The sequence below is a fragment of the Stenotrophomonas sp. GD03794 genome, from assembly GCF_029842145.1.
Taxonomy (GTDB): Bacteria; Pseudomonadota; Gammaproteobacteria; order Xanthomonadales; family Xanthomonadaceae; genus Stenotrophomonas; species Stenotrophomonas riyadhensis.
Genome location: NZ_JAOCFV010000046.1, coordinates 23,899 through 35,679 on the forward strand (window position 1 = coordinate 23,899; position 11,781 = coordinate 35,679).

At 57.3% G+C, this 11,781-nt stretch carries 8 protein-coding genes and 1 pseudogene; 1 reads left to right on the top strand and 8 read right to left on the bottom strand.

Annotation, left to right across the window (positions count from 1 at the left end):
• Positions 1-39: 39 nt before the first annotated feature.
• The 5 genes from N5D91_RS19205 to N5D91_RS19225 all read right to left on the bottom strand — a co-directional run bounded on the left by N5D91_RS19205 (position 40) and on the right by N5D91_RS19225 (position 5,978).
• Positions 40-1,086, bottom strand: a complete 1,047-nt coding sequence (locus N5D91_RS19205; RefSeq protein ID WP_164162563.1) for a radical SAM protein — start codon at positions 1,084-1,086, stop codon at positions 40-42.
• Positions 1,087-3,177, bottom strand: a complete 2,091-nt coding sequence (locus N5D91_RS19210; RefSeq protein WP_164162562.1) for a peptidase domain-containing ABC transporter — start codon at positions 3,175-3,177, stop codon at positions 1,087-1,089.
• 24 nt (positions 3,178-3,201) lie between these two features.
• Positions 3,202-4,437 carry an FtsX-like permease family protein gene (locus N5D91_RS19215; protein WP_164162561.1) on the bottom strand — a complete coding sequence of 412 codons (1,236 nt, stop codon included), beginning with the start codon at positions 4,435-4,437 and terminating at the stop codon, positions 3,202-3,204.
• Positions 4,434-5,726, bottom strand: coding sequence for an ABC transporter permease (locus N5D91_RS19220; protein WP_164162560.1), 1,293 nt, complete (start codon positions 5,724-5,726; stop codon positions 4,434-4,436). Before N5D91_RS19220 ends, N5D91_RS19215 begins: the two co-directional genes overlap by 4 nt.
• A gap of 66 nt (positions 5,727-5,792) precedes the next feature.
• The gene (locus N5D91_RS19225; protein ID WP_164162559.1) at positions 5,793-5,978 is read right to left on the bottom strand and encodes a hypothetical protein; all 186 of its coding nucleotides are present in this window, start codon (positions 5,976-5,978) and stop codon (positions 5,793-5,795) included.
• Positions 5,979-6,536: 558 nt separating this feature from the next.
• Between N5D91_RS19225 and N5D91_RS19230 the strand changes: the two are divergent.
• A pseudogene (locus N5D91_RS19230) lies at positions 6,537-7,379 on the top strand (magnesium chelatase domain-containing protein); the annotation flags it as partial.
• 618 nt (positions 7,380-7,997) lie between these two features.
• On the opposite strand, the gene N5D91_RS19235 reads toward N5D91_RS19230, so the two are convergent.
• The 3 genes from N5D91_RS19235 to N5D91_RS19245 all read right to left on the bottom strand — a co-directional run.
• Positions 7,998-8,807 (bottom strand): hypothetical protein, encoded by an 810-nt coding sequence (locus N5D91_RS19235; RefSeq protein WP_049406824.1) that lies wholly within the window; start codon positions 8,805-8,807, stop codon positions 7,998-8,000.
• Positions 8,808-9,309: 502 nt separating this feature from the next.
• The gene (locus N5D91_RS19240) at positions 9,310-11,472 is read right to left on the bottom strand and encodes a hypothetical protein (RefSeq protein ID WP_049396737.1); all 2,163 of its coding nucleotides are present in this window, start codon (positions 11,470-11,472) and stop codon (positions 9,310-9,312) included.
• Positions 11,472-11,781, bottom strand: a 310-nt coding sequence (locus tag N5D91_RS19245; RefSeq protein ID WP_279907609.1) for an ATP-binding protein, incomplete at its 5' end; no start/stop codon positions are given. The genes N5D91_RS19245 and N5D91_RS19240, both read right to left, overlap by 1 nt.

Here is an 11,781-nt window from a genome sequence, read left to right on the forward strand (position 1 = left end):
CTTCCGTCAGAACGGAGATCGCGCGCCAGGAGTCCTTCATCAACTACGGGTCATGAGTGGGCAGCCAAGCTCCGTCGCGTCGCCGGAAAGAAATCCGCGTGTCCAGAACTTCATCCTCGCTGGGTCCAAGGCCACCGTCCCGTCTTCCGCCAACGCGCCCACCACGTTCCCTTCGCTTGCTAACGCGACGGTACACTTCCCTATGCGACCATCGGCTCTGATCAGCATATGGTTGGGCTTGGCCGCATAACAGACATGACTGACCCGCAGTCCCGACACGCTCATGGCCTGGAGTTCCGCATTTGAATCCGAGAGCCCCGAGATTGATACTTGGCTTTCGAACTCCGTCTCGACCCCGTTCTCGACCCTGAACCCTTCGCTCTCAAAGTCGGCTTGAAGTTCCCTCGAAATCCTCACCGCCTCGGCATGGCTGATCAACTCGAGCGATTGCCCTTGCCCGCCCAGGTTCGAGATGTCGCGCAGATAGATCGTGAATCTTTCATCACCGCCGAAATCACTGCAAAGCCGACTCGACAGGTCCCGAAGGCTCTCTTCATTTCCCGGCATGATGTGTACACGCAACATCACCGTGAAAATCAGCGGAGACTCCCTCATTGCGAGCAGGTTCTCATAGATTCGTTGAAAAGTTCCTGCTCCCGATGCGTATCGGCGAGTCATGTCGTGGGCAGGGGCGTCTCCATCAAGCGAAATCTGGAAGAAGTTCACACCCAGGCCTACAAGCTCATTGAAGAGTTCAGGTATCAGTTCATACCCGTTCGTCGTCATGCTGCAATCGAGCAGATCCAGAGCCCCCGACGAGTGATGGGCGTGAAATGCCCTTGAAAGATCCAGAACCACCATCTTTGCAAGAAGCGGCTCGCCCCCAAACCACTCGACACGGAGCTCCTTCAATCCGTGCTTCTCCACCCGCCGTCGAACAAGCGCCTTGATCCCCTTGATCGTTGGATCCCTCATGCGGCCGATCTCGAAATCCTCATAACAGTACACACACCGGAAGTTGCATTTCTCGGTTGGCATGATCGTAAGCTCCAACCGCCTGTTCAGTCGTTCCTGAAACGTTTCCATTCAATCCTCCTCCATTGATCCACCCAGCCTTATCACACGTACATCCTCAGGCAGGGCATATACCCGGTGCGTGACAATGACACGGGTCATTTTCAGCGCCAGGAGCGTTGTCAGAATCTGCTGCTCCGCTTCATAATCAAGCTGGCTCAGCGTTTCATCCAGAACAAGAATTTTGGGGACGCGATAGAGCGCGCGTGCGAGCAAGAGCCGCTTCTGCTGGCCACCGGACAACAGGCGCCCCTCATCCCCCACCTGGGTACCGAGCGACATTGGCTGCTCCGCGACAAAGCCGTCCAGGCCTGCGGCGCACAGGCAGCTCCACGCTTCATCCACATTCGCAACTTCACCCAGCGTTACATTGTCCAGAATCGTTCCGGAAAGCAGTGTGTCCTGCTGGAGCACTGTGCCGATGTGGCTACGCAGATTGGCAATCTGGCCGCGCCCCACACCGCGACCATCAATTTCCATCACGCCCTCGGTTGGCGGGATCAATCCGGTAAGAATTCTCAACAGCGTTGATTTCCCAACGCCCGACGGACCAACAATTGCCACCATCTCCCCGGCCTCAATACTCACATTCAAGCCTCTGATCACCCAGGGGTCATCAATCGAGTAGCGGAAGCCGATATCCCGACAGCCAATCGAAAGCGAATCCCGATGAATTCCCGCCACCTCCCATGGCGTGCATTCCTCCTCAGCCTCTGAAAGAACTTCCGAAATTCTCTGCAAGTGCACTCGGGCCATCCGTATGTCCATGACCTTCGGTACGATTGAACTCGCACGCTGGCCCAGCATCTCCACATAGATCGTCACCGCTACCAGAGCACCGATCGACATCGAACCTTCGTGGACAGCAAGAGCGCCCATGTAGACGACTACGACCCTCATCAAGCCAAGAATCAGATCACTCGCGCAGCTGGAGGCAATAGATATCCGTTGAAGCGTGGTGCTCGCATTGATCAATCCAACATTGCTTTCACGGAATCGGATCTCCCTCACGCGCTCCGCACCATTGGCCTTGACTGTCTGAGCGGCGCGTACGGTCTCTATAACTTCTCGATCCTGCGAAGAAAGCCGGCTTGAAAGAACGTTGCAGGCAACGCCCGCATCGTCCGACATGAACACGCGCACCAGGACGCAGGCAATCACTCCCGCTGCGGCCAGCGCCGCAAGCAGCGAGCTATGCAACCAGCACGCCACCAGAAGAATGAGCAGCGCAATTGAGTCAACCGAGCACTCAACGATTTTGGAGGACGCGATCTCTTGCACCTCGTGCACCGAACTCAGTCGGGAAATGACATCAGCGGGATGCCTACGTAGGAAGTACGCTGGAGGAAGACTCAGGATCTTCCCGAAGACTCTCGTCGAAAGCGCGCCGACGATGTTCGCTCCGAGCTTCACGGTCAGCATGGAACGGGACGCCACCGCCAAGCCCCTGGCAGCGGCAATGGCGACGAAGATCACCAGTAGGCGCTCTGGATTGAAGGCCGCATCAGCAATCTGCAGGCCATCGATGATGGACTGGAGATAGAGGGGTGATACGACCAGGAGGATCTCTGCCGCAATGGCCAGCAGCACTATTGGAAGATACCTGCGCTTCTGATGACGCACTTCTGACGCCAATGTCTGCCAAGGACTGATCTCGACAGCGAACTCCTCGCACTGTCTTCTCCCGCCGGTGAACATCAGCAGCGCCCCTGAGAATCGCCTCTCCAGTTCGGCAAAGGACACTGCAATCTCACCAGCCGCAGGGTCGAGCAACGTGAAACGCTCCGGGCTCACTCTTTGCATGACGACGAAGTGCCCACCATCGACCAGCAGGATGCACTCCGACTCGATGCGTCGAAGCGCTGTTGCTTGACCCGCGAGCACGCGGTGCCGCAGACCAAGTTCGCACGCAATCTGCGAGATTCGCCCCACTGTCGTACCACGGAGGGAAACCATGTATCGGCGCCTCAGCCACCGAAGGGTTACGCGCTTGTCATATCTGGATGCAACCATTGCCAGACAGGCTAGGCCACACTCAGTCGACTCCGACTGGAGAACCACGTCGATCCTTCTTCGTTTCCATCGCTTCCAGAACGCCAACATTCTCTGTCCCTGCCGATGCTGATTTCAGCGCAACCGGAAGGCCAACGCCGGTTCCACCTTGGCCGCGCTGAACGCCGGGATGATTGCGGCCACCGAGCAGCCAAAGAACGTCACGCCCGCACCTGCCACCATGGCCAACCCACTTACCGGAACAAGTTCTACTTGGCGCCCCAGGAGTAGATTCATAAGTATCGCCAGTCCCATCCCGGCCAGCACGCCGATACTCGATATCAGTGCACTCTCGGTTGCGAAGAGGACAACTACATCACGCCGCGACGCCCCAAGCGCGCGACGGATCGCCGTGGACCAGCGCCTGCGGGAGACCCAGAAATGAGTCAAACCAAATACACCCAGCGCCGACGATACTGTCACGATTGCCGCGACGAGCAGGAGCACCTGTGATCTCGCCACATCCTTCCTGAAATTCCTCACTCTCAGTTCGGCCACTGTGCGAACTGGTTCCTGCACAAACCCCGGCATCGAAAGGGAGAGCGCGGTGAGCAGCCCTTGCTTCCCTCGATGATCAAAGGAGGCACTTCGCCGGGCAACATACAGGCCGCCGATGCTCTCACTTTCAATCTTCACTTCCGCAATCACGGCATCGCTGTCGCTTGGCGAGCGCGTGGATGCACTTCTGAAGTCGGCGACAACTCCTACAATTCTCAGAGCTATCGGGTAGCTACCCCATACCTCGGCATGAATGATCCGCCCGAGGGGATTGCCTGCAGGAAATAGACGTTTGGATAGGCTGCTGGTTACCACAGCGGGAACGTGCAGCGATCCGCCGGCCTGCAGTGCGTCTTCCACCGCAGGCGCTCGGAGCGTTCTGAGACCAACTCCTTGAAGAACTGAGACACCCAATGTGTCGGAAAGACTCTCACTTCCAAAGTAGATATAGGGCCTGGCCGCCGATAGCTCCTTGGAGGGCTCCAGGTAGACGTCCCCCCGCTCCACTGCAAATGGCGCTGGACCGATCGCCGCCATGGTTATCCCTGGCACTGCGCGCATCGCGCGCAAACCGGCAGCCGAGCTGGTCGCAGCCTCCTCCAGACCGATGATTCCGATGTTCTGGACAACAGCGATATGGCTCTCGCTGAGACCCGAATGCGTCCTGCTTCGCTGTGACGCATCCAGAACTACAGTGAACAGATTGCAAAGTACCGCCATGGCGATGGCGACCTGGACGATCAGCAATGCAGCTATAGCGGCGTGCTTTCGTAGCGATCTCATTGTCATTGCTGCCGAACTGACGAACATCATCGCGCTTCTCCAGTGAGAAGGGATGCTGGCAGGCGACTGGTCCTCCAAACAGGCACTGCGGCCGACAACATCGCAGAAAGCAACGCTATGACCGGGCAAAGCAGAAGAAGCCATACGGGAAGTGAAAGATGCGCCGTGTGCTCTGGCGCAAGCCCTTTGACAATGTGGAATCCGACCAGTACCAATGGAACGGACAGGGCGCCGCCCAGGGTTCCCAGCATGGTCGATTGCAGGGCGAACTGCATGACCACGTCCCGCCGTGTTGCTCCCAATGATCTTCGAATTCCAGTTTCCCTGGCGTTGTCAACGAATCCAGCAAGGAACAACCCGGAAGCATTCACCAGGCAGATGATCAGTATGCCTATCGCAAACCATAGTTGCGTATGGACATCCTCGGGAACGACGTCATTGATCTCCAGCCACTCCAACAACGACATCACATTGGGGTAGGCGTGAGTCGACCTGCCGCCTTCAATCTGTTCTTCCGCATAGTTCTTCAGCGCGCCCCGGAATGCATCAAGTGTGGAGGCACTTTCCAATCGGACCCAGAACTGAAGCCATGCGCAGGAGGGGTGGTTCGGGTCGTCAAGAACACCTTGCCGACAAGTCATCCCTCCCATTCCATAGTCAGTCGGAAGGGCAATCCACGATGACAACGGAATGTACAGCCGCTCGTTATCCGTGTATGCGCCTCCACGAAGGTCATGGAATCGCGGTGCAGGATTCCAGTCCTCGACGATCCCTATGATCACGAATGACCTTGTGGCGAGTTCCAGTTCCTTGCCGAGCGCTGATTCCGTTCCGAAGAGCTCCCTGGAAAGGGAACGGGAAATAACGGCCACCCGACTGCCGGCGTCATCATCCTCCCTTCGCCAGAAGCTCCCCGAGATCAGGTTAAGATCAAATACTGACTGCGCGCCATAGGTGAATCCCCGTACTGGTAGCATTCCCGTTCGACGCTCCGAACCGTAGGATCTGTAGGGCAACCAGGATGATGAGGTCGCTGCGCTCGGCACTCCAGTACGATCCGAGAGCGCTTTCACGTCGTATAGCGCCATTGTGGGAAGTCGTCTGTTGTCAGACTCCCGGGATGAGCCATCCCTAAGATCAAGCTCTACGTGATAAAGCGTTCGGCTGACGGCTGGTGCAGGATCAGCACTCAATCCAATCCTGATCATCAGCATGGTCGCAAACGCGCTGATGCCGATTGCCAGCGAAGCGACAATCAACAGACTGAGCAGCCATGACCTTCCGATTCCCAACAGCGCGAGCTGAAGCGCGTAGCGCATCAATGCATCTCCCCGATTACATGCGGCACGTGCGCCGCCGGATCGGCGGCGCACTCCCATCAGCGATCAGGATGCTTTACACGCGCAACCGGAAACACAGTTTCCGCTGTTGACTTTGCAGACTGCTCCGGACGCTTGGACGCCGCCGGCTCCGAGCAATTCAATGGCACGTGGATCACGGACTTCGCAAAGGCCGTTCTCGTCATAGACGAATGGATAGCAATCTTTGCCACGCTGTTTCAGCTCGTTCATGTCATCTCCCTGGTGCTGTCATTGCCCACATCGGACTCTCTAGTCCGAGGGGATCTGCCGGAGTTCGGCAAATTCGATGCTTCCGTTCGCGAGTGATCTGGCTTCGTTTCTTTCACTGTCTGGGGCAGGCATCCAATAGGTTTTCTCTATCTGGGAGGGACCTGGCAACGCTTCCTTGGCTAATCCTTTGAAATGGTTGGGATTAAGTTCGACGGCGGCGCGTATGACTTGATGTCGTGGCCGTCAGAGGCAGAAGAGAAGTGTGGCCGAACACGTCATATGGCGGACGTAATCACTCAGTACGGCCCTGCCGCGTTCGAAATGAATGCCGGAACTTTTCGCCAATCACCGTTTCTCCAGCGCTGGTAGCTATCACGGATCCTGTCGCGTCGCTTACCAGCAGTTCTAAGAGGAAAGCGGAATTGGGTGAACACTCATGGCCAGTCGAACGGGGCCGGAGTTGGTCGGAATGTTCTTAGCCACCTCAACACCGAAACCCGATAGTCCGCTGCAGTTCGCGTAACGCACCATCAAGCGCCTCTCTGCAGGAAACCACACATGAGCCTGGCGCTGGTCTACAGCCGTGCCCGCGCCGGGGTTGACGCCCCGCTGGTGCGGGTGGAAGTGCACCTCTCTGGCGGCCTGCCTGCCACCCAGATCGTGGGACTGGCCGAGACCAGCGTGCGCGAATCGCGCGAGCGCGTGCGTGCCGCCCTGCTCTGCGCGCGCTTCGACTTTCCACAGCGGCGCATCACCTTGAACCTCGCGCCTGCCGACCTGCCCAAGGAAGGTGGGCGTTACGACCTGGCGATCGCGCTGGGCATTCTGGCGGCCAGCGGCCAGGTCGATCCGCAGTCGCTGCTGCAGTACGAGTTCCTGGGCGAGCTTGGCCTGACCGGTGAACTGCGCCCAGTGGCCGGCGCGCTGCCGGCGGCGATTGCGGCGGCCGAAGCCGGACGCATCCTGGTGGTGCCGCCGGGCAATGCCGCAGAGGCAGCTTTGGCCGAGCACGCTGATGTGCGTGTGGCCCGAACGCTACTGGAGTGCTGTGCCGGGCTGGGCAATCCGCGCTTGTTGCCGCCCGCAGAGCGCGTGGACACGACGCCGTTGCCACTGCCCGATCTGGCCGACGTGCGCGGGCAGGCGCACGCACGGCGCGCGTTGGAAGTGGCCGCAGCGGGTGGGCACCATCTGTTGTTGATCGGTAGCCCTGGCTGCGGCAAGACGCTGTTGGCGTCACGCCTGCCCAGCCTGCTGCCGGATACCGAGGAAGCGGAGGCGTTGCAGCTGGCGGCGATTGCCTCGGTGAGTGGTGAAGGGTTGGACCCACGACGGTGGCGGCAACGGCCTTTCCGTTCTCCCCATCACAGTGCCAGTGCGGCGGCGCTGGTGGGTGGCGGCTGTCACTTCCAGCTAAAAACCAGACTCCACATTAAGAAACGAGACTCACCACATTGAAGCCAGTCCTCGCCACAGACCTCTTCCAAGCAGCGAGACATCAATCCACACAGTGCTTCTGTCAACCACAGCGGCTCGTAAGGTTCAAACTTGGCTAGCGAGACTAGCCAAGAAATTGGTACAGCAAGCTCATTCCCAGGCTCGATACGATCGCCGCCGACTTCTCCGGCGCAATCCACGGGGCAGACAAGGCCGCTCAAACACCTCCGCCATGAACTCTCAGCTGACATCTGGAGGACTTCGGCTTACGGCCGAAAGAGGCCCTGGACGGCTGAACAGCTTGGTGGATAGGGAGCGTCGCACTCGCCATCGAAGCAGCTTGACGTTGAGGCAATCCGCCTTGGAAGTGCCCTTACCCTCTACTGCCTCTGTGCCCCGCGCGCTTACAACGGCCTCGTCCATAGAGTTGCACATGTCGATTGCGATGCAGCGGTGCGCCACCAGTGTTAGCAGATGGCGCCAAGTTCCAAAGTCAGAGCACGCAGCAGCCCACCTACGCGTGACAGAGTGCTCCTCTCAACTCGGGTGTGCAGTAGCAGGAACTAAACGACCCCAAGCCCATCAGTCATGACCTGAGTCAGCACTCGAAACAGGGGGTGGCAGTTGAGCCGCAAACTCCTTGTCAAGAAGGACAGTCGTTCGGACACCTAGCAGGCTGTATATAGCCATGGCCTTTTTCGCCAGCTTCCTGTCAGCCGTGACAAATGTGTCGCAGTAGGCTGCATATATGATATGCGAAACGTCATGAAGCCGAGCGCGGGATTTATCCTTACCCTCCCGATAATACCCCATTTTCTCAAGATGATTTGCAGCCAAGTTGATATAGGCCTCAAGCACGATGAATCGATCCTTCAAATCATCGAACTGCCATGAGAGTACGTTAACCTGTTCACCCCTCTCAATAAGACCTGCGGCCCAAAGGCTGCGCGCGATTAGCTCGCGATAAACAATGTGACCCAAAATCTCAGTATGGGGAATATTGTTCATCTGCCTGGGATCCCCGGCAGGCCTCTCGTGTGCATCGGCCATGACGGAAGCATCTATTTCCTCGGCAATGTCATTCCTATCGTATTTAGCCACTACGCGTTCATAGCAGTCTCGTGGTGACTCGTCATAGAGAACGACTTGATCGAATGTAACGGGACGAAGTCCGTTTCTGCCAGCGATCTGAGCGAGGAAGTCGATCTCGGCTTCAACAATCTCAGGAGGTGCTTTATCCCTTATCGCTGAGGCAGCAATGTCTTCTAAGTGCGCAGGACTGAAGACTACCAGCTGACTTTTAGCGGCATGATTGAAGGCCCTCGTTAGCGACGGCTGTTGCGCCTGCCTTAGGTAGCTGATGACGTTGAAGTCCAAGTACAACTTTTCCATGCAATTTATCCAGTGATGGGCAGCAACACCAGATTGAAGATAGACCTATGATTTCTTCAATCCGTTGCCACTTATTATCGCGACATTACCCGCAACGAATATCCGCTTCTGGACGAAGCGGACGCGAATCAAGACTTTGTATACGGAAGGCCACTCCACGACGGCACGGCCCTTGGTATCAGTCTTCCTTGTGACTTGCGAAGCTGAGGAATGGCTAGCGGGGAGTGGCACAGCCATTCGCGTAACTGGCGCTTTCAACACTGATGACCACGTCCACAGCTCTGATCCTTGAGAGCTGCCTCAAGGATCGACCACTTGGCCGGCGGTGTGACTCATGCTGTCCAGGAAGTTCCAACGACGCTTGGAGCGAGCAATCCAGCCAGGCGTCCGCCAGCTGATGCACTCAGTGAGTACATCAGCTGGCGGGTCAGAAGGTCCGCATGCATGCACTATGCGTTGTACACCGCACAGAGAAGGGCAAAAACCCGCCATCCACTACGTTCTATTTGTGAGCGGACACCAGTACAAAGGCTACATGGCCGACAGGCTTCGACTTTGCGTTGACCTTTTTCTCAAGTGACTCAGCGAGCTCTGACTCGCTCTGATCAGTAGCTGCGACCACTCGGACCGCAGTGGCCAGGCTGCTGCCAATTGGCTGCGTCCCTCCCTTAAGGGTGACGCCCCTAGACAGCGCGTTCATGAGCTTCCCCTTGTCCTCTTCCGACATTGGATCATCGGCTTCACCTTCACGGTGAGGCACGACCAAATCCCGGCAAAGCTCCACCGCAAGCGCAGCCTCTTCAATAGAGAACTGGATTTGCCAGCCCTGCCCATCCATATGCCAGGCACTGGACGAAAGCGGAACATCTCGATTGATAAGTACCCACTTCTTCTGTCGATCAAGCTGGTAGATATGCACCGGCCATCGGAAGAACTTTGGCATACGCATCTCGGCGACGCGGGTTGCCTGCGAAGCGAACTTCGCTAACACACGATAGGCACTCTCGTATCGCAGCTGCCCGACAATCATGTAGTCCTCAAGTTCACCTAGCAGATCGGAGATCCTTGGCGTGTATGGCTGACGCAGATTCCAGTGAAATGCCTTGAAGCTGTCAACATTGCGATCACTAAGAAAATATTGGGACTCAACCATCTTCCCACCACCACTCACTCCAGCATCCACGGGCGCCAGATCACCGCGAATGAAGAGATATCCAGCATCCTTGACCTGGTCGAGCAGTACGTGCTGGACATCACATGCCTGCGTGACGTTCAGGATGTAGCGCCCGTTCGCACGCCGCTCCTTGAGCACCGTGCCAAATCGTACATGCCGCTTCAGCCACTGGAGGCGCTCAACCGTAGCGGCACGCTGCAGGCGCTTCGCGTGCGCATCTAGGTGCTCATTGCGAGCTCCGGCCATAACTTCTTCGAGCCGCCGGACAACCTCACCCTTACCAGCTCGCCGGGCCAGATCAGCAGTCCCGTCCAAGGCACCTCCGGCATCTCCCACTTCTTCCGCAGCATCCTCATCTGGGGCTGCCTCGACCACCTCTGGCTCAGGTACGGCTGGGACATCCTCATGAGCCTGCCACCATGCGGGTCGATGCCAGATCACGTCAGACATCAAGCTGCGAATACCAAACTGAGCATCACGAAGCTCAACCCCCCTGTTAAGGATGGGCATAATCTTGTTACGGTCAGTTTCCATCGCCTGCTGAAGCGCCTTAACGCTCTTGAGTACGTCGCCGCGCTCTTCAGCCTCTGCGGTGACACGGCGACTTAGCAGATCCGACAAGTATTCCTCGACCTCCATCGAGTCCTCCTTTGCAGTCGCTTCCAATACAGCAAAGGCACTGCCGTCTAGATCCAGCAATCGGAGCTCCATGGTCTTTGCGGCGTCCTGCAGGCTAGCCTTCCAAGCACCGACAAAGTTCTCCATGGGAATGATGAGCCGGCGCTGAGTTGCGAGCTGGGTCAAGGCCTGTGCCCACCGTTCCTTGGCGATCAAGCCCCCATTGCCCGGGGCGGCGGATGGCTTCTCCAGAATTCGGAAGCGAGCGCTCGAGCGGGCGATCTCCTTCTTTATAGCCTGCATGTTGGCTATCACGCCTCCACCATTGGACGTCATCAAGACCACAAGAAGAGGCTTATCTTCTGTCTCGTGAAGCTCCAACATTCTCTTGATGTAGGGCGTAGTCTCGGCTTCGCTGTCCCCTACCAAGTAATAGTCAATAACCAGAAGATCAAAAATATCGTTCGCCGCGTCCACCGTGTCGCTAGGCACAGTACGCAGGACAGGATCATGGCCGGTCCATTCTTTCATCCACTCGATGATCTTGCGTACCGGGGCACCCGCATCCCTGATCTTGTCCCTGGCAGTCTCATAAGGAACTCGAATTGAATCCGGCGCTGCCGCCAGCACTTCTGGCTTGTGCAGGCTTTCGAAAAGCTCGTTCACATTGCCCGTCTTAGCGCCATGAGCGGTCGCAATGGCAACAAGCTCTTCGGTGTCGTCATCGTTGGCATCACGCAAGATATCCGACACCAGGTGCGCAGATGGCGACGCCAAATCGACATCCCTGAGAGCCGGCCTCTCGCGCAGGTCGTCATCGACAAACAGTACCTTCCGAATGTCGGCGTCCTGAATCAGTTCCTTGATGTCCATCACTGCTTCCTTGGTAGCTCAAGTACGAAAGTGTTTAACCCACCGCCGTCACCGACGGTCTTCTCGAGAAACAGTCGCCCCTGGTGATATTCAGCAACCTCTCTCGCGAGATACAGACCGTATCCTTTGCCTTTGGCTCGCAGACTGAATCCAGGATGGAAGACCCGCTCTCTGTCGGAGAGCCTAACGCCCGGCCCATTGTCGACAACCGCCACCGTATTAGAGCCGGGGTCAATGTGAATTGTTATCTTCGCTGGTACCGTCTTGTCATGCCGCTCGCCCAACCAATAGACCGAATTGCTGATAAGG